We start from the raw sequence: 17,721 nt of genomic DNA, 5'->3' as shown, positions 1-17,721 counted from the left end.
GGCACAACGTCCGAGGCTTCAAGCACCGGCGTCTCGCTGCATCCTCAGGAAATATTCGTCTTCGCCCACGACGCGCAGGCCCATGCGTTCGTACAACGCCCTGGCCGGATTTTCCTTGAACACCGTCAGGCGCAGCGCCGGGCGACGCTCCAGGCCCACCAAGCCCCAAACCTGTCCGATCGCCCAAGTCCCGGCGCCCTGCCCACGAAACGCCTCGTCGATCTGCAGCTCCCGGATATACAACGCCCGGGCGTCACGACTGAGACTGACAAAGCCCAAAACCTGACCGGCACGACTGATTATCCAGTTCTGGCGAATGATCCAGGCCAAGTCGAACGCTTCGTCCTGCCAGAGCAAATCATGCTTGAGGTAATAAGCAAGCATGTTGTCGCAGGTCAGCTGCCGGGCGAAGTCAATGTCCCCTGCCGTTGCCGCACGCCACTCGAAGCTCATGGACACCTCATCCAAGCACTGCCACCGGCACGACTTGTCCTGCCCAGCCGTTGACTTCGCGGCGGGCGATCACCAACAGCTCGCCCGCGCCGGGCGCTGCCGCGAGCAGCGAACCGTCCGGCCCCCAGATGGCACTGCGACCAGCCGATTCCCAGCCTCCGGTGGCGCCGCCATGATTGGCCATCAGCACGGTCATGGCATGCTGCCGGGCATATCCTTGCAGCAATGCCGTATCGGACACGTAGCCAGCCTCGGTGATCAACACCCCCGCCGCATAGAGCGTAGCGCCCTGCCCAGCTGCCGCGGCAGAATGGCTGGCGTGGGAAAAATCGGCGCATACCGCCAGGGCGATGCAATCCTGCCCCATTGTCAGCATCGAGCCACCATGCCCCGGGGCGAAGGCGACTTCTTCCCCTGGGTGCAGATGCTGCTTGCTGTAGACCCCGAGGGAGCCGTCGGCACCGAGGACCAACGCACCGATCAACACCGGGGCGTCCGCCGACAGGCGAATCGGCATGCCCACCACCGCTGTCAGGCCGAGCTCGCGGGCCAAGTCGCGCAGCGGTTGCAATATGGCATCCTCCGGCAGGATGGCCAGATCCGCCGCCAGGCCGCCTTCGTAGCCGGTGAGTGATAGCTCAGGAAACACTAACAACTGCACGCCCTGTTCAGCGGCCGCCTGCATGAAATGCTGATGACGCAGGAGGTTGGCGCGAACGTCCCCCGCGATGGAGATCGACTGGGCGGCGGCGAAGGCTGGAGCGGTCATGGATCATCCTTGGTAGGCGCTGCAAACCTGAAGTTTGTCATAAAGCCCAGCGGACTCAAGCCGGGACGAACAATTGCATGCCCTCGATAGAATTTTCTGATTGAACCGGCGCCCCGCCCTCTAGTAAGCTCAGGGCCATTCATCGGAGACAGACCATGTTCAACGCCCTCTCATCGCTTCAAACCGCCAGCGCCCCGCGCTCGGTTGCGGCTGCCTGGGCGAACAGTGTTCAAACTCCGGTCAGCTTTTATTTTGGGTATTGGTTTAGCCACTGGCGCGCCTGATACCCAACCGGCGCCCACTTTAAACGGGTCGCCTTCCAGAGTTTTCCAAACCCCCGGTCGGCCTCCCGACCGGGGGTTTTGTTTTTTCAGGCCCCACACATTTGCGACACCAGACAACTTGAGGATTGAGCCATGAACTACGCCACTTATTACCGTTACGACAGTTTTTCCGCCTGGCGATTTACCAGCCACCGCTCGGGACAGCCTGCCGCCTCCGATCGGTCACCTACCGGTGGCAAGCCTCAATTGCGGGCCAATCCGGCCAATTGTCGAACACCCCACTAGGACCGGCGCGCGGGAACGAACCCGCCGCCCGTCCAGGAAGCCAGATCATGAATTCGTCCGTCTCCGCTTTGCCGCTGTCCACGCTCAACCCTGCCAACGAAGCCCTGACCCTGCGTCTGCCGAGCTCGTTGCAACTCAAGCACCAATTGCCGCTCAGCACCGCGTTGAGCCAGCAAGTCAGCGCCCATCGCCAGGCCATCCGCGCGATCCTCGACGGTGAGGACTCCCGCCTGCTGGTCATCGTCGGCCCCTGCTCGATCCACGACCCGAAGTCCGCCCTTGAATACGCCGCCAACCTGGCTCGCGTGGCCCATGAAGTGAGCGACAGCATGCTGCTGGTCATGCGCGCCTACGTGGAAAAGCCCCGCACGACCGTAGGCTGGAAAGGCCTGGCCTACGATCCTGGCCTGGATGGCAGCGATGACATGGCCGCGGGCCTGACCTTGTCCCGGGAACTGATGCGAGAGATGTTGCAGCTTGGTTTACCTGTCGCCACCGAACTGCTGCAACCCATGGCCGCCAGCTACTTCGATGACCTGCTCAGTTGGGTCGCCATCGGCGCACGCACCACCGAATCGCAGATCCATCGGGAAATGGCCAGCGGCCTGGGCATGCCCGTGGGGTTCAAGAACGGCACCGACGGCGGGGTCGGCATCGCCTGCGATGCCATGCGTTCTGCTGCCCATCCCCATCGGCATTTCGGCGTAGACAGCCAGGGGCATCCGGCGATCATCCAGACGCCGGGCAACCCCGACACTCACCTGGTGCTGCGCGGTGGTCATCGCGGGCCGAACTACGACCAACAGAGCGTCACGCAGATACACCACGACCTGACCCGCCTCAAGATACCGGCCCGGATCATGGTGGACTGCAGCCACGCCAACAGCGGCAAAGACCCGTTGCGTCAGCCGCAGGTGTTCAATGACGTGCTGGAACAACGCCTGCAAGGCAACCGCGCCCTGATCGGCATGATGCTCGAAAGCCATCTGTTCGAAGGCTGCCAACCGCTGGGCACATCGATGCGCTACGGCGTATCGGTCACCGACGGTTGCCTGGGCTGGGAATCCACCGAGCAGTTGTTGCGCCAGGCCCATGGGAAATGGCTGTCCACTTAAGACTTTCCTGGGTTATGTGGCGAGGGAGCCCCCGCAGCCTGCGATGAGGCTGCGCTGTCGCGCAGAGCACATGCCGGTAAATCGGCAAATAATTTATCTTTAAAATCAATTAGATAAATTTTGCTCTACAAGAGTTTGCTTCCGCTTGAGTGCGAAGCGCTCACACAAAAGGGCTACTGCGCAGCCAGCGGGAGCAAGCTCCCTCGCCACGTTTTTTTCATCTACTCAACTCTGCGCCTTGGAACGCACCTGGACCGCGACCCAGTCGGATTGCTGGCTGACATCATCCAGGCGCTCGACCTGATAAAACAGACGCACCGATCGGTCGCGCTGCTCCTGCCAATACGCCGCCGGCACGACGAAGCTGACCGGCTGACCGGTCGTGTCCTCGGTGATTTCCCGCTCTTCGACATGGGCATAGTTGCCATTGCACTGGAACCAGACCAGCTCGCCCGCCTCAAGTCCAGCACCGTCAATGACGACCGTCAGCCCACCCTGAAGCTCATCGACCTCCACCACCCCCTCCGCCACCCCCAGGATCCGAGGCGCCTTCAGCGCTGGGCGCACCAGAGGGCCTATGTGCAACGACAAGGGCTCGGCGCGGCGTACCGAATGTCCGTGGCGGACGACATAAGCCAAGCTCAGTCCGTGGCCGACATGGGGCGCGATTTGCGAATGATCGATCCAGAACGATACCTCGCGACCGATGGCGTGGGCCTCTATCTCCAGCACATCGCGCCAGAGCGCCTTATCCTCCCGACTGGCGATCAGAATCAGGCGGTCCCCTACGGCCATTCTGGGATAAGGCCGGACGGTCAAACGCGTGCCTTCTGGCACCCGGGCCGGATCAAGGCTGCCACCCACCGCATCGTCGGCAACGGCGGCCAGCAGTTGCAAGGGTGCATCGCCGATCTGCAGTTGAAGGGGCTCCGAGTCCAGCGTGGCCGGCAATTGCTTGCCAGTCACTCGATAGGAAATCTCCAGCGAGCCGCCATCCAGCTCGGCGATATGCCGCTCTCGTACGACGAAAACGACGTCTCGCCCAACCTGGCGCTCCGTCACGAACCGGCTTTCTTCATGCCAGTAGGGCTGGGCGTCTGAATTGAGCCCTAGCCAACACAGCGACACCTCATCCCCACACGCCATCAGTGGATAAGGCTTCACGGTGATGACCGCTTTCCTCCAGGCGGGGTTGATCACCCCGCCCTTGGCGGCAGGCAGAGAAGGCGCCAACAGCCTCGCTGGCGATCTGAGCTGGGGTGGTTGGGCGGATCGGTAAGTAGTCATGCGTGGTTCCAGTCCTTGGATGAAGGCTCCGCCACACGACGGCGCCCGACACAGCCATTAAAACCCGACCGCCTCGCCCCCCGCAGTCAGACAAAACAACGGCATCAGTGGTCCTTGGCGCTTGAAGCTGTAGCTGCAAACCCACAAGGGCCATCGGAAGTATCCAGGCACCTTTGGCGCCGCCGGGCTTCTTGTCCGATTCTTCCCACTTTTTTTATTCCAGTTTCAGTAAGTCACTGCGGTTTCTTCCTACACCGCCCAACAAAAGCCTGCATTAGAGTGAGGTCGCAATCTCAACGTGAACCTCTTCGAAAAAGGTACGAACATGCAACGGAATGCAACCACTCAATTCCCCATCCTGCTGGTCCATGGGTTGTTCGGGTTTGACAGGATCGGCGGCTTCGAACTTTTCCATGGCATCAAACAGGCACTGCGCCTCGCCGGTGCCCGGGTGTTTATCCCCTACCTGTCGGCCACCCATTCCAATGAGGCCCGCGGCGAGCAGTTGCTGGCGCAGATGGACCTGATCCTGAGCGGTACCGACACCACCAAGGTCAACCTGATTGGCCACAGCCAGGGTGCGCTGGCCGCCCGCTATGCCGCCGCCCTGGCGCCCGGCCGGGTCGCCTCGGTGACATCGGTCAGCGGCCCCAACCATGGTTCCGAACTGGCCGACTTCCTGCACAAGGCCCTCACCCCGGGGCGGCTGCCGGGCCCCGTCGCCAGTAAAGTCGCCACGCTGTTCGCCGACTTCATCTCCTTGCTCGATGGCCAGCCTCAGCTCCCGCCAGCCGCCGTTGCCGCGCTGGCTGCGCTGACCACCGAAGGCGTCGGCGCGTTCAATGACAAATACCCCCAAGGCCTGCCAAGGCATTGGGGGGAAAGTGGCCCGAACAAGGTCAACGGTGTGCGCTACTACTCCTGGAGCGGCACGTTGCCAGATGCACAGGAAGAAGGACGCCCGGCCATGGACCCTGTGCACGCCTTCTGCCGCGCCTTTTCCGAATACTTCATTACCGAAGCCGGGCAGAACGATGGCATGGTCGGACGCTTCAGCTCGCACCTGGGCAAGGTCATTCGCTCCAACTATCCCCTGCACCACATGAGTACCCTCAACCCGGCGACCGACCCAGTACGCCGAGGTACCGACCCGACGGAGCTCTACCTGCGCCACGCCGAGCGCCTGCGCAAAGCCGGCCTTTGATCGCCGGACCCAAGGTTTTGACGCAATTTTGACAACAACCCGTTCATGAATCCGGTAGGCTCAACACCTTTAAAAATATCGAAAGGAATTTCCCCCATGGCCAAAGCCACTGCCCGCCACATCCTGGTTTCCACCGAAGACAAGTGCAACGAACTCAAGGCCCAGATCGAAGCCGGCGCCGATTTCGCCGAAGTTGCCAAGGCCAACTCCTCCTGCCCGTCCAGCCGTCAGGGCGGCGACCTGGGTTCGTTCGGCCCGGGCCAGATGGTCAAGGAATTCGACACCGTGGTATTCAGTGCCCCGATCAATGTGGTCCAGGGCCCGGTCAAGACCCAGTTCGGCTACCACCTGCTGGAAGTCACCAGCCGCCAGGACTGATCCCGATTTATCGACATGACGGCCCGCCCTTCGGTGGGCCGTTGTGTTTGGGTCACACGGGGCTGGCGATCCAGGCGCCGCTCGCGTACAACTCGTGTCATCGATCACCCGGCTTTAAGGCTGACAATGCGACTGGCGTTCCCTTCCCTGCTATTGACTGCCGTGGTCCTGCTGACAGGCGCCGTCGGCGTCGATGCAGCACCGCAACATGCCCTGACCGTCTATGGCGAACCGGCCAAATATGCCGAAGGTTTCGGCCACTTCGCCTACACCAATCCCCAGGCCCCCAAAGGCGGGACCATGCGCCGCTCGGCCATCGAGATCGGCCACTTCGACCATATCTTGCCCTACATCGACAAAGGCATCGGCGTCAGCCAGATCGACGGGCTGCTCTACTCGCCACTGGCCCAACGCTCGCTGGATGAGCCCTATACCGTCTATGGCCTTGTGGCGCAGAAAATGGAGCGGGCCGACGATGGCCTGTCGCTGCGCTTCTACCTGAACCCCAAGGCCCGCTTCGCCGATGGCAAGCCCATCACCGCCCAGGACGTGCGCTTCAGCTTCGAGCTGTTGATGACCCAAGGCAGCCTGCGCTATCGCACCCAGTTCGCGGCGGTCAAGGACGTCGTGATCGAGGAAGAACGCACCGTGCGCTTCAACTTCAAGAACAACGAAAGCCGCACCCTGCCCCTGGACATCGCCACCTTGCCGGTCTTTCCCGAACATTGGTGGAAGACCCGCGATTTCGCTAACGGTGGCGGCTACGAGCCCCCGCTGGGCAGTGGCCCCTACCGGGTAAGCAAAGTCGATTCCGGGCGCAGCATTACCTTCAAACGTAATGCCGATTGGTGGGGCAAGGATCTGCCGGTCAGTCGCGGCCTCTACAATTTCGACCATTTCAGCATCGAGTATTTTGGCGACACCGATGTGGCCCGCCAGGTGCTGCGCGGTGGCGCCTATGACTACAATCGCGAGTTCTCCGCCACCGGCTATGCCATCGGCTATGACAGCCCGGCCCTGCAGGACGGTCGCCTGCAAAAGGCTCACCTGGCCACCCAGGCTCCCCAGACCGCCCAGGGTTTCGTCTTCAACCTGCAAAAAACGCAGTTCCAAGACCGCCGTGTGCGCCAGGCCCTGGCGATGCTCTGGGATTTCGAATGGAGCAATCGCCAGATGATGCGCAACGTCTATGTGCGTCAGCAGAGTTACTTTTCCAACACTGACCTCGCCGCTCGAGAACTGCCCGATGCCGGCGAACTGGCGATCCTCGAGCCGTTGCGCGGCAAGATTCCCGACGAAGTCTTCACCCAAGTCTTCCAGGCCCCGAAAACCGACGGCAGTGGCGTGATCCGCGACAAACAACTGCAAGCCCTCGCCTTGTTGGAACAGGCCGGCTGGAAACCCGACGGCGACCGCCTGGTGAATGCCGAGGGCGAGCCGCTGAGCTTCACCTTCCTGAACAGCCAGAACGGTATCGATCGCCTGCTGCTGCCCTACAAACGTACCTTGGCGCAAATCGGCATCGACATGAGCATTCGCCGCATCGACGCCTCCCAGTACGTCAATCGCCTGATGAGTCGCGACTACGACATGATCATCACCGGCTACCCCGTCAGCACCTCGCCGGGCATGGAACTCTACAACTACTTCGGTTCGGCGGCCGCCAATGATCCAGGGGCCAACAACTACATGGCCTTGAAGGACCCGGCGGTGGACGCGCTGATCGACGGCTTGGTCAAGGCCAGCACCCAAGCCGACATGCTCCGCCATGCCCACGCCCTGGACCGGGTGCTGCAATGGAATTACTACTGGATTCCCAACTATTACCCGCCGGGCAGCTCGACCGTGTGGTGGAACCGCTTCGGCATCCCGAAAGTACAGGCCAGTAATGACGAAGCCATCGAAAGCTGGTGGGAAGTGAGCCCCACACCCTTGACCAACGAGCAGATGCGCGCCGAACTTATCAAGCGTGGCACACCCGGAGGGCGGCATTGATGTGGGCCTATATTGCGCGGCGTCTGCTGCTGATCATCCCCACGCTGGTGATTATCCTGCTGGTGAACTTCGTCATCGTGCAGGCCGCACCCGGCGGGCCGGTGGAACAGGCTATCGCCCACCTGCAAGGCATCGGCGGCGCCAGCGTCGGCGGTTCAAGCAATACCATGACCAACAGCTCCCGCGCCAGTCGCGGCCTCGATCCACAGTTGATCAAGGACATCGAAAAACAATACGGCTTCGACAAACCGGCCCATGAACGCTTGTGGCTGATGCTCAGCAGCTACGCCCGCCTGGATTTCGGCAAGAGCTTCTTCCGTGGCGCCACGGTCACCGATCTGATCCTGGAAAAGATGCCAGTGACCATTTCCCTTGGGCTCTGGGCAACATTGATCACCTATCTGGTGTCGATCCCCCTGGGCATCCGCAAGGCGGTGCATCACGGCTCGGCATTCGATGTGTGGAGCAGCACGGCGATCATCATTGGCTATGCGATGCCGGCGTTCCTCTTCGCGATGTTCCTGATCGTGGTGTTCGCCGGCGGCACCTCGCTGAACTGGTTTCCGGTGCGCGGGCTGGTGTCGGATAACTTCGAGTCGCTGTCGACACTGGGCAAGATCGCCGACTACTTCTGGCACTTGGTGCTGCCGGTCACGTCGCTGGTGATCGGCGGCTTCGCCACCCTGACGATCCTGACCAAGAACTCGTTCCTCAATGAAATCACCCGCCAGTACGTGGTCACCGCGCGAGCCAAGGGCATGAGCGAACGCCGGGTGCTGTACGGCCACGTGTTCCGCAACGCGATGCTGCTGGTGGTATCGGGTATTCCCCAGGCGTTCATCAGCGTGTTCTTCGCCGGTTCCCTGCTGATCGAGGTGATTTTTTCCCTCGACGGCCTGGGACGCATGAGCTACGAGGCCGCAGTCTCCCGGGATTATCCGGTGGTGTTCGGCTCGTTGTTCATTTTTACGCTGTTCGGCCTGCTGATCAAACTCGTCGGCGACCTCTGCTACACCCTGGTGGACCCGCGCATCGACTTCGCCGCGAGGAACGCCTGATGTTCAAGTTTTCACCCTTGGGTCGCCGACGCTTCGAGCGTTTCAAGAAAAACCGTCGGGGCTGGTGGTCGCTGTGGCTGTTCATCGGCTTGTTCATCCTGACGTTGGGCGGTGAACTGATCGCCAATGACAAACCGCTGGTGGTGAGCTACCAGGGCTCGCTGTATTTCCCGGTGTTCAAGCGCCATACCGAACAGGAATTTGGTGGGCAGCTGCCGTTCCAGGCCGACTACCGCAGCAGCTACGTGCAGAACCTGATCCACAAGGACGGCGGCTGGCTGTGGTTCCCACCGATCCCGTTCAGCGACGATACACCCAATTACGACCTCAATCAGCCGGCCCCGAGCCCACCCTCGACCGTGAACTGGCTGGGCACCGATGACCAATCCCGGGACGTGCTGGCCCGGGTGATCTTCGGTGCGCGAGTGTCGATCCTGTTCGCCCTGGCACTGACCGCCATCAGCACGCTGATCGGTATCGCCGCCGGTGCGTTGCAGGGCTATTACGGTGGTTGGGTGGATTTGCTCGGGCAACGCTTGCTGGAAGTCTGGTCCGGGCTTCCGGTGCTCTACCTGTTGATCATCCTGTCCGGCTTCGTGGAGCCGAACTTCTGGTGGCTGCTGGGGATCATGGCGCTGTTTTCCTGGCTGGCCCTGGTGGACGTGGTCCGTGCCGAGTTCCTGCGCGGGCGCAACCTGGAATACGTCAAGGCGGCCAGGGCCCTGGGGCTCAGTGATCGCAAGGTGATCATGCGGCATATCCTGCCCAACGCGATGAACGCCACCCTGAGTTACTTGCCCTTCATCCTCACCGGGGCGATCTCGACCCTCACCGCCCTGGATTTCCTCGGCTTCGGCATGCCGGCCGGCAGCGCGTCGCTGGGGGAACTGATCGCCCAAGGCAAGCAAAACCTGCAAGCGCCGTGGCTGGGGCTGACGGCATTTTTCACCCTGGCCCTGATTCTTTCCCTGCTGGTGTTTATCGGCGAGGCGTTGCGAGACGCGTTCGACCCACGCTCTTGAAAACAGCCATGAAGCGAAACCTTGAGATGAGCGACAACCTGATCGAAATCCGTAACCTGAGCGTGGCCTTCAACGACCAGACGGTGGTGCGCAACCTGTGCCTGGACATCCGCCCCGGCGAGTGCCTGGCGCTGGTGGGCGAGTCGGGCTCGGGCAAGTCGGTGACCGCCCATTCGATCCTGCAATTGCTGCCCGAGAATGAAGCCCACACCAGCGGCAGCATTCGCTATCGCGGCCAGGAGCTGGTGGGGGCCGACACCCAGGCTCTGCGGGAGCTGCGCGGCAATCGGATCGCGATGATCTTCCAGGAGCCAATGACTTCGCTGAACCCGCTGCACAGCGTCGAAAAGCAGATCGGCGAAACGCTGATGCTGCACAAGGGCCTGGGGGGCAAAGCCGCGCGCCAGCGGATTCTGGAACTGCTGACCCTGGTTGGCATTCAAAACCCTGTCGAGCGACTCAAGGCCTATCCGCATCAACTGTCCGGCGGTCAGCGACAGCGGGTCATCATCGCCATGGCCCTGGCCTGCGAGCCGGAACTGTTGATCGCCGACGAACCGACCACCGCGCTGGACGTGACCGTGCAGCGCAAGATCCTGCTGCTGCTCAAGTCCTTGCAGCAACGGCTCGGCATGTCCTTGCTGCTGATCAGTCACGACCTCAATCTGGTGCGCAGCATTGCCCAACGGGTGTGTGTGATGAAGGCCGGGGAAATCGTCGAGCAGGCGCCGTGCGAAACCCTGTTCAGCGCACCGAAACATCCCTACAGCTGTGAGCTGCTGCACGCCGAACCGGAAGGCGAGGCCCTGCCCCGGGACGACCGCGAGGAAGTGTTGCAAGTGCAAGACCTGCGCGTGAGTTTTCCCCTGGGCGGTGGGCTGTTCCGGCGCAAGGAATACCTGCGCGCCGTGGACGGTATCAGCCTGAGCATCCAGCGCGGCAAGACCCTGGGCATCGTCGGCGAATCCGGCTCCGGCAAGTCCACTCTCGGCCAGGCGATCCTGCGCCTGATCGAGTCCGAAGGCAGCATCCGTTTCCAGGGCCAGGCCCTCGATCATCTGTCGCAAAAAGCCCTGCGACCGTGGCGCAAGCAGATGCAGGTGGTGTTCCAGGACCCGTTCGGCAGCCTCAGCCCACGCATGTCAGTGCAGCAGATCATCAGCGAGGGCCTGGAGGTCCACCAGCCTTCCAGCCCCGAACAGTGTGAAGCCCGAGTGATCCAGGCCCTCAAGGAGGTCGGCCTCGACCCTTCGACCCGTCATCGCTACCCCCACGAGTTCTCCGGCGGCCAGCGCCAGCGCATCGCCATTGCCCGGGCCCTGGTGCTCAAGCCAGCGTTGATTTTGCTGGACGAACCCACCTCGGCACTGGACCGCACCGTGCAGAAACAAGTCGTCGCCCTGCTCCGTCAGCTCCAACAGAAGTACGACTTGACCTACCTGTTCATCAGCCACGACCTGGCGGTGGTCCGCGCCCTGGCCCACGACATGATCGTGATCAAGGACGGCAAGGTGGTCGAGCAAGGCGCCAGTCATGACGTGTTCGACTCACCCCAGCATCCCTATACCAAGGAGTTGTTGGCGGCGGCGCATCCGGGGTAATCCTGTCAGCTTGCAGGATTGCGTGCCGTGACGATCCACGCCGCGCCGTCCATCATCACCGACCGCTCACCAGGGAGGCCCGCGAAGGCGGAACGAACCGCGGCCCAGGCGCGGGTGCGGATGTCGTCGGACTGATCAGCTAACACAAGCGACAATGGGCCGCCCTCGAACGCCATCTTCACCGCGTCGTCGATCGCCGCGTCCCGCGTCCCGCCCTCACCGAACGGGATAGAAGCATCGAAGGGCGTGATAGCGATATCGGTGAAGCCGGCCGCCGTCAGGATGCGTGTCACCCGCCCACGGTCGCCGAACGAGAACGGACCGGGTGCTTCGGGACCGGGCGGCGCGGGTAGCGGGACGATGTCCTTGATCGCGCCCATCGGCAGGCGTAGCCAATCGTTCTCGGCCACGCCGCGCCAGCAGACGAAAGCGACTCGCCCGCCCGACCGGAGCGCGCGTCGCATATGGGTGAAGGCCCCTGTCGGATCGTCGAAGAACATGACTCCGAAGCGCGAGAACAGGATGTCGAACGCGCCCTCGGGCAGCTCGGCGCTGCTGGCGTCGGCTACCCGGAACTGGGCCGGCGTATCCTGTGGCGCCAGCGCGCGCGCTCGGCCGATCAGCGGTTCGGATATGTCCACGCCCAGCACATGGCCGCCCGCACCGACGCGGCCAGCCAGTTCCAGACTCGACGCGCCCGCGCCGCAGCCGACGTCCAGCACGCGTTCGCCCATGGCGGGCGCGGCGGCTTCGATCGCGGCCTGGCCGAATACCGCAAACATGGCGTCGAGCCGGGCCTGGTTGGCGGCCCAGTACTCACCGCTTTGGCCATTCCAGTCGGCGACTTGATGGGCATTTTGCTCTGTCATGACATCTCCTCGTCTTGAGTCGTTCTTCAGGCCACGCAAAAGCCGGGGACGGCGACCTTCTGGAACAGGTGCGGGCTGGCTACAACGGATGACGGATATGCAGGAAGTTTCGCGAGGAACGCGGGATCAGTGAAGGCGGCGCGGACCGCCTCGGTGGATTCCCACACCACATAGTTCAGGTAAGTCGGGCTATCGCCGATCGCTCGATGCAGTTGCATGGAAATGAAGCCCGGTTGCTTCGTTATGACTTCGGCAGCTGCCTTGAAAGCGTCCAGGAAGCCCGCTTCATCGGCGGGATCGACGACCATGAAGAGGTTGATAAGCACGAGAGGCGCGGCCGCGATACCGAGTTGGCGGTCAAATGGAAATTTCTCGTCTAGAGGTTTGAATGGTTTTATGGCGGGCATGGCGGCGCTCCTGTCTATTGTGCAATTGAAACTGGGGAGATCGATGCTGCTTGCCCTCAAACCAGCATCGACTGCTGAGCGGAGATGCCCGCCGTCGCGCCTTGCCATGATGCCGTGGTGACCGAGGGCATTGCGGGGTTGGCGAGGTCGCCGGCAGCGTAGATGCCGGGCACGCTGGTTTCGCGGCGCTCGTCGACCTTGAGGACGATGCCCTGGGGCGTTTCGACCGTGGCGAGACCCAGCGATTCATGCAGGCGTGCGGACGGCTTGTTGCGCGGATGCGCGAACAGGATGTCGACCGCGACAGAGGGGCCGGCGTCGAGCCTGACGGTGGCGTTATGGGTCTCGTCATGGTCGATTTCGGTGATCCGGCCATCGACGACAGGGATGCCACGGCGCGCCAGATCGGCCCGGATGTCGGGTGAAATGTCGTGACCATTGGCGAAGACCGTCAACGTGTCAGTCCAATCGTGGTACAGCCTGACGTAGTTATGCGACATTGGGCCGGACCAGACAAGGCCCCAGTGCCGACCGGCAACTTCAAAGCCGTCGCAATAAGGGCAAGGCACGATGGAGGAGCCCCAGCCTTCGGCAAAGCCGGGAACTTCAGGCATCTGGTCGGCAACGCCATAGCTCAGGATCAGGCGGCGCGCCCTGAGGGTTTCGCCCTCGCTCGTGAGGACGGAGAAATCATCGATGGCGCCGGAGACGCTCTCGGCCCGGGCATTGACCAGTTGGATCGTGGGATAGCGCGCCAGCTGCTGCCGCGCCTCGACCAGGATCTCCAGCGGTGGCTTGTGGTCGTGGCCGAGCACGCCATGGGAGTGGTCGGCGAAGCGATTGCGCGGCAGGCCGGTGTCGAGAACGATGACCTTGCGGCGGGCACGGCCGAGCTGCAAGGCGGCGGCGAGGCCGGCAAAACTGCCGCCGATGATGATGACGTCATTCATGGTGATGGGCTCCGCGCTGTGGATGAAGGGAGATTGGCTTGCAACTTTAAGATACTTTGAAGTACCGTAATTCAAGAATTAGAATACTGTCAAGTACTGGAATTTTTTATGACCGAAAACAACCAGACCCGGCGCGGCCGTCCTGCCAACGAGGCGCTTGGCCAAACTATAGTCGACGCTGCGGGCGAACTTTTTGTGGAGTTGGGTTTTCAAGCGACGACCATGGACAAGGTCGCCCAGCGGGCGAAGATCTCCAAGCTCAGCATCTATCGGCACTTCGAGAACAAGGAGGCGCTGTTCAGTGCGGCCATCGCGGCCCACTGCCATCAATTTGCACCGCAGGCCCTTATTGAAGGCGTCGGCGGTTCGGCGGCAGATCAGCTCATGGCGGTGGGAACATCCCTGCTGCGCACGTTGTTGAGCCCCGACGTGCGCAGTGTCGAAGCCATGATCATGGCCGACAAGACGAATCAAAAATCGTTAAGCAAGCGCCATTACGAAGCCGGCCCCGCCTATGTCATCGCCCAGATCGAGGCCCTGTTGCGTCAGTTGCACGCGAAGGCGGTGCTGAACGTGCCCGATCCTCTGGGGTCCGCCCGCTTGTTTGCCGCGCTTTTCAAAGGATCCGATCTCCTGATGATCGCGCGCTTCGATGAGGCCAGAGCAGAGGACGACAACGAAATCGAATCCTATTGCCGGTCGGCCGTCGCCATGTTCATCGCCGCGCACGGTGGTAACGACCACGCGGGCGGATAAGTATTTGATTGCTCCGGGCGGCTTGGCCGGGGCCGTCCATTTGGAGAGCTTCTAACCGTACAAGTTAGCTAGAAAGCAACAGCGGCGCTTCGATCCTGGAATTTCCCCCGGCATAATGCGGCTCTTGGCACCCGTCCATGGCTGCCGGCAAATCCCTCCTCTCTGGAAATGCCCGATGAACCCCACCGAAAGCCTCAAGGACTACAAGCGCGTACGCACGCTGGCGATCCGTTCGTTATTCGAGATCATCGAGCAGTCCAGCGAAGGCACGGTGATTGTCGACCGTGACGCGAACATTGTCTGGATGAACGAACGCTACGCCCGGCGCTTCGGCCTGAACTCGGCGCATGAGGCGATTGGCCGGGCGTGCGAAAGCGTGATTCCCGGCAGCCTGTTGCGCGAGGTTGTGCGCACCGGGCGCCCGATCCTGCTGGACATGCAAGACACGCCCAAGGAGCCGTTGGTGGTGATGCGCCTACCGATCCACGACAGCGCGGGTGCGGTGATCGGTGCCATCGGCTTTGCCTTGTTCGATGAGTTGCGCAGCCTGTCGCCGATGCTCAAGCGCTACCTGAGCATGCAGGAAGAACTGGCCTCCACCCGCTCGCTGCTGCGGGCGCGGCAGACCAAGTACAACTTTGCCCATTTCATTGGCACCAGCAACGCCGGCCTTGAGGTCAAGCGTCGTGCCCGGCGCAGCGCCAGCGCCGATTCGCCGGTGCTGCTGCTCGGCGAAACCGGCACCGGCAAGGAACTGCTGGCCCAGGCCATCCACAGTGCTTCGCCGCGGGCGCACAAGGCGTTCGTCAGCATCAACAGCGCGGCGATTCCTGAATCGCTGCTGGAAGCCGAATTCTTCGGCACCGCGCCAGGGGCGTTTACCGGGGCCGACCGCAAGGGCCGCGCCGGTAAACTGCAGATCGCCCAGGGCGGTACGCTTTTCCTCGACGAGATCGGCGACATGCCGCTGCCGCTGCAAAGCAAGCTGCTGCGGGTGCTTCAGGAAAAGGAATACGAACCGGTGGGTTCCAACGAGGTGCTGCAAAGCGACGTGCGGGTGATCGCCGCCACCTCCATGGACCTGGAGGCGGCGATCAAGCGCGGAGAGTTTCGCGCCGACCTGTATTACCGCCTCAACGTGCTGCCGATCCACGTTCCGCCCTTGCGTGAACGCCTGGATGATTTGCCGGCCCTGAGCGAAGCGATCCTGGAAGAGTTGCGCAGCCAGCACGAACTGAACCCCACCGCCCTCGCCCTGCTACGCCAACACGCCTGGCCGGGCAACATCCGCGAACTGCGCAACGTGCTGGAACGCGCCGCGTTGCTCAGCGACGACCTGATGCTCACGGCGGCGGACATCCGCGCGGCCATCGGCACGTTCATACCGGTAACCCGCCCGGCGAGTCCGAGCCTGGAGCCGTTGCCGCAAGAAACTTTCAGCCAGGCCCGGGCACGCTTCGACCGACAGTTGATCGAAACCACCCTCGCGCAATGCGGGGGCAAGGTGGTGGAAGCGGCCGAGCGGTTGGGGTTGGGGAGGTCGACGTTGTACAAGAAGATGGTGGCTCTGGGGATTGCAGAGTCTCAATAGAGAGACTTCATTCTCAAAATATAGACCTGTAGTTTTGGAGCGCTTTGCACTCATCGCGAGCAAGCTCGCTCCCACAGGGATAGGAGTTCCTCTGAAGTACGCGGTCAACTGTGGGAGCGAGCTTGCTCGCGATGAGGCCTGCACACTCCACAAAATTCTCAAAACAGAGACATACCTCTCATTCGCGCCCTACAATCTCAATTAATTCCCTTATATTTCAGTCAGTTACATACCTGGCACAAAACTCGCTAAAGCCCCTCCCACAGCTTCATCACAACAATAACAATCCAGGAGACACACCATGAGTGTGATCATTGCGTTGGCAGCCCTCGCGCTGCTGATGGTCGCCGCCTACCGTGGCTACAGCGTTATCCTCTTTGCCCCCATCGCCGCCCTCGGTGCCGTCCTGCTCACCGACCCGTCCGCCGTCGCCCCCGCATTCACCGGGGTGTTCATGGAGAAAATGGTCGGCTTCATCAAACTGTATTTCCCGGTGTTCCTGCTCGGCGCGGTGTTTGGCAAGCTGATCGAGCTGTCGGGGTTCTCCCGCTCCATCGTCGCCGCGGCGATTCGTCTGCTGGGGACGCGCCAGGCCATGCTGGTGATCGTGCTGGTCTGCGCCTTGCTCACCTATGGCGGCGTGTCGCTGTTCGTGGTGGTGTTCGCGGTGTACCCGTTCGCCGCCGAGATGTTCCGCCAGAGTAATATTCCCAAGCGCTTGATCCCGGCCACCATTGCCCTGGGCGCGTTCTCGTTCACCATGGACGCCCTGCCCGGCACGCCGCAGATCCAGAACATCATCCCCAGCACGTTCTTCAACACCACCGCCTGGGCCGCACCTTGGCTGGGTGTGATCGGTACGATCTTCGTGTTCAGCCTCGGCATGCTGTTCCTGCAGCGCCAGCGCAACAAGGCCCAGCGTGTGGGCGAAGGTTACGGCACCGAACTGCGCAACGAGCCGGAAACCGCCGAAGACATCAAGCTGCCGAACCCTTGGATCGCCGTTTCGCCACTGCTGGCGGTGGGCATCATGAACCTGCTGTTCACCCAGTGGATCCCACAGTGGTACGGCAAGACCCACAGCCTGGCGCTGCCGGGCATGGCGACGCCAGTGACCAGCGACATCGCCAAGCTCACCGCGATCTGGGCAGTGCAGGCGGCGTTGCTGGTGGGCATCATCATGGTCCTGATATTCGGTTTCCGGGCCATTCGCAGCAAGCTGGCCGAAGGCAGCAAGAGCGCCGTGGGCGGTGCATTGCTGGCGGCAATGAACACCGCTTCGGAATACGGTTTCGGCGCGGTCATCGCCTCCTTGCCGGGCTTCCTGGTACTGGCCGACTGGCTCAAGAGCATTCCCAACCCACTGGTCAACGAAGCGGTGACCGTCACGCTGCTGGCGGGCATCACCGGTTCCGCCTCGGGCGGCATGAGCATCGCTTTGGCGGCGATGTCGGAAAGTTTCATCAGCGCCGCCCACGCCGCCAACATTCCCCTGGAAGTGCTGCACCGGGTGGCCGCCATGGCCAGCGGCGGCATGGACACCCTGCCCCACAACGGCGCGGTGATTACTCTGCTGGCGGTGACCGGGCTGACCCACCGCGAAGCCTACAAAGACATTTTCTGCATTACGCTGATCAAGACCCTCGCGGTGTTCTTCGTGATCGCTGTGTTCTACGCCACTGGCATTGTGTGAGGTT

General features: G+C 62.1%; 17 protein-coding genes. 11 read left to right on the top strand and 6 right to left on the bottom strand.

Annotated features, from left to right (window positions below; translation table 11 throughout):
• Positions 1-18: 18 nt before the first annotated feature.
• Both BLO97_RS01200 and BLO97_RS01195 read right to left on the bottom strand, forming a co-directional pair.
• Positions 19-453: a GNAT family N-acetyltransferase gene (locus tag BLO97_RS01200; protein WP_092145659.1), complete on the bottom strand. Its 435-nt coding sequence runs from the start codon at positions 451-453 to the stop codon at positions 19-21.
• Positions 454-460: 7 nt separating this feature from the next.
• A complete protein-coding gene (locus BLO97_RS01195; protein WP_092224031.1) occupies positions 461-1,222 on the bottom strand; it encodes a carbon-nitrogen hydrolase family protein in 762 nt (253 codons plus the stop codon).
• A gap of 416 nt (positions 1,223-1,638) precedes the next feature.
• Here BLO97_RS01195 and BLO97_RS31530 point away from each other — a divergent pair, with 416 nt between their 5' ends.
• Positions 1,639-1,791 carry a hypothetical protein gene (locus BLO97_RS31530; protein ID WP_003200270.1) on the top strand — a complete coding sequence of 51 codons (153 nt, stop codon included), beginning with the start codon at positions 1,639-1,641 and terminating at the stop codon, positions 1,789-1,791.
• A 47-nt stretch (positions 1,792-1,838) separates the two neighbouring features.
• Positions 1,839-2,906 carry a 3-deoxy-7-phosphoheptulonate synthase gene (locus BLO97_RS01190; RefSeq protein ID WP_092224029.1) on the top strand — a complete coding sequence of 356 codons (1,068 nt, stop codon included), beginning with the start codon at positions 1,839-1,841 and terminating at the stop codon, positions 2,904-2,906.
• A 225-nt stretch (positions 2,907-3,131) separates the two neighbouring features.
• On the opposite strand, the gene BLO97_RS01185 is transcribed toward BLO97_RS01190, so the two are convergent.
• On the bottom strand, positions 3,132-4,193 hold the full coding sequence (locus BLO97_RS01185) for a hypothetical protein (protein ID WP_256571527.1): 1,062 nt from the start codon (positions 4,191-4,193) through the stop codon (positions 3,132-3,134).
• A gap of 325 nt (positions 4,194-4,518) precedes the next feature.
• On the opposite strand from BLO97_RS01185, the gene BLO97_RS01180 reads away from it, so the two are divergent.
• The 6 genes from BLO97_RS01180 (at position 4,519) to BLO97_RS01155 (ending at position 11,451) form a co-directional block, all read left to right on the top strand.
• Positions 4,519-5,397: an esterase/lipase family protein gene (locus BLO97_RS01180; protein WP_092145655.1), complete on the top strand. Its 879-nt coding sequence runs from the start codon at positions 4,519-4,521 to the stop codon at positions 5,395-5,397.
• Positions 5,398-5,493: 96 nt separating this feature from the next.
• Positions 5,494-5,775 (top strand): peptidylprolyl isomerase, encoded by a 282-nt coding sequence (locus BLO97_RS01175; protein ID WP_003200262.1) that lies wholly within the window; start codon positions 5,494-5,496, stop codon positions 5,773-5,775.
• Positions 5,776-5,901: 126 nt separating this feature from the next.
• Positions 5,902-7,770: an extracellular solute-binding protein gene (locus tag BLO97_RS01170; protein WP_092344497.1), complete on the top strand. Its 1,869-nt coding sequence runs from the start codon at positions 5,902-5,904 to the stop codon at positions 7,768-7,770.
• Positions 7,770-8,828 (top strand): microcin C ABC transporter permease YejB, encoded by a 1,059-nt coding sequence (locus tag BLO97_RS01165; protein ID WP_063321975.1) that lies wholly within the window; start codon positions 7,770-7,772, stop codon positions 8,826-8,828. Before BLO97_RS01170 ends, BLO97_RS01165 begins: the two co-directional genes overlap by 1 nt.
• Complete coding sequence (locus BLO97_RS01160; protein ID WP_063321976.1) at positions 8,828-9,850, top strand: ABC transporter permease; 1,023 nt, start codon at positions 8,828-8,830, stop codon at positions 9,848-9,850. The genes BLO97_RS01165 and BLO97_RS01160 overlap by 1 nt, the downstream gene beginning before the upstream one ends.
• Before the next feature lie 26 nt (positions 9,851-9,876).
• The gene (locus tag BLO97_RS01155; RefSeq protein ID WP_092345078.1) at positions 9,877-11,451 is read left to right on the top strand and encodes an ABC transporter ATP-binding protein; all 1,575 of its coding nucleotides are present in this window, start codon (positions 9,877-9,879) and stop codon (positions 11,449-11,451) included.
• A gap of 5 nt (positions 11,452-11,456) precedes the next feature.
• Here BLO97_RS01155 and BLO97_RS01150 read toward each other — a convergent pair whose 3' ends face one another.
• The 3 genes from BLO97_RS01150 to BLO97_RS01140 are packed head-to-tail and all read right to left on the bottom strand — an operon-like array spanning position 11,457 to position 13,677.
• The gene (locus BLO97_RS01150; RefSeq protein ID WP_092344495.1) at positions 11,457-12,320 is read right to left on the bottom strand and encodes a class I SAM-dependent methyltransferase; all 864 of its coding nucleotides are present in this window, start codon (positions 12,318-12,320) and stop codon (positions 11,457-11,459) included.
• Positions 12,321-12,346: 26 nt separating this feature from the next.
• The gene (locus BLO97_RS01145) at positions 12,347-12,727 is read right to left on the bottom strand and encodes an antibiotic biosynthesis monooxygenase family protein (protein WP_092145647.1); all 381 of its coding nucleotides are present in this window, start codon (positions 12,725-12,727) and stop codon (positions 12,347-12,349) included.
• 56 nt (positions 12,728-12,783) lie between these two features.
• Positions 12,784-13,677 carry an NAD(P)/FAD-dependent oxidoreductase gene (locus BLO97_RS01140; RefSeq protein WP_092344493.1) on the bottom strand — a complete coding sequence of 298 codons (894 nt, stop codon included), beginning with the start codon at positions 13,675-13,677 and terminating at the stop codon, positions 12,784-12,786.
• Between the two features lie 108 nt (positions 13,678-13,785).
• Between BLO97_RS01140 and BLO97_RS01135 the strand changes: the two genes are divergently transcribed.
• From BLO97_RS01135 to BLO97_RS01125, 3 genes are all read left to right on the top strand, one after another.
• On the top strand, positions 13,786-14,433 hold the full coding sequence (locus BLO97_RS01135; protein WP_092145643.1) for a TetR/AcrR family transcriptional regulator: 648 nt from the start codon (positions 13,786-13,788) through the stop codon (positions 14,431-14,433).
• Between the two features lie 175 nt (positions 14,434-14,608).
• Positions 14,609-16,024 carry a sigma-54 interaction domain-containing protein gene (locus BLO97_RS01130; RefSeq protein WP_092344491.1) on the top strand — a complete coding sequence of 472 codons (1,416 nt, stop codon included), beginning with the start codon at positions 14,609-14,611 and terminating at the stop codon, positions 16,022-16,024.
• A gap of 301 nt (positions 16,025-16,325) precedes the next feature.
• Positions 16,326-17,717 carry a GntP family permease gene (locus tag BLO97_RS01125; protein WP_063321983.1) on the top strand — a complete coding sequence of 464 codons (1,392 nt, stop codon included), beginning with the start codon at positions 16,326-16,328 and terminating at the stop codon, positions 17,715-17,717.
• Positions 17,718-17,721: the final 4 nt, after the last annotated feature.

The organism is Pseudomonas sp. NFACC05-1, assembly GCF_900100135.1.
GTDB lineage: Bacteria > Pseudomonadota > Gammaproteobacteria > Pseudomonadales > Pseudomonadaceae > Aquipseudomonas > Aquipseudomonas fluorescens_Q.
Note: the sequence above shows the minus strand (reverse complement) of the source record. Positions and strands in the feature narration are given on the sequence as shown.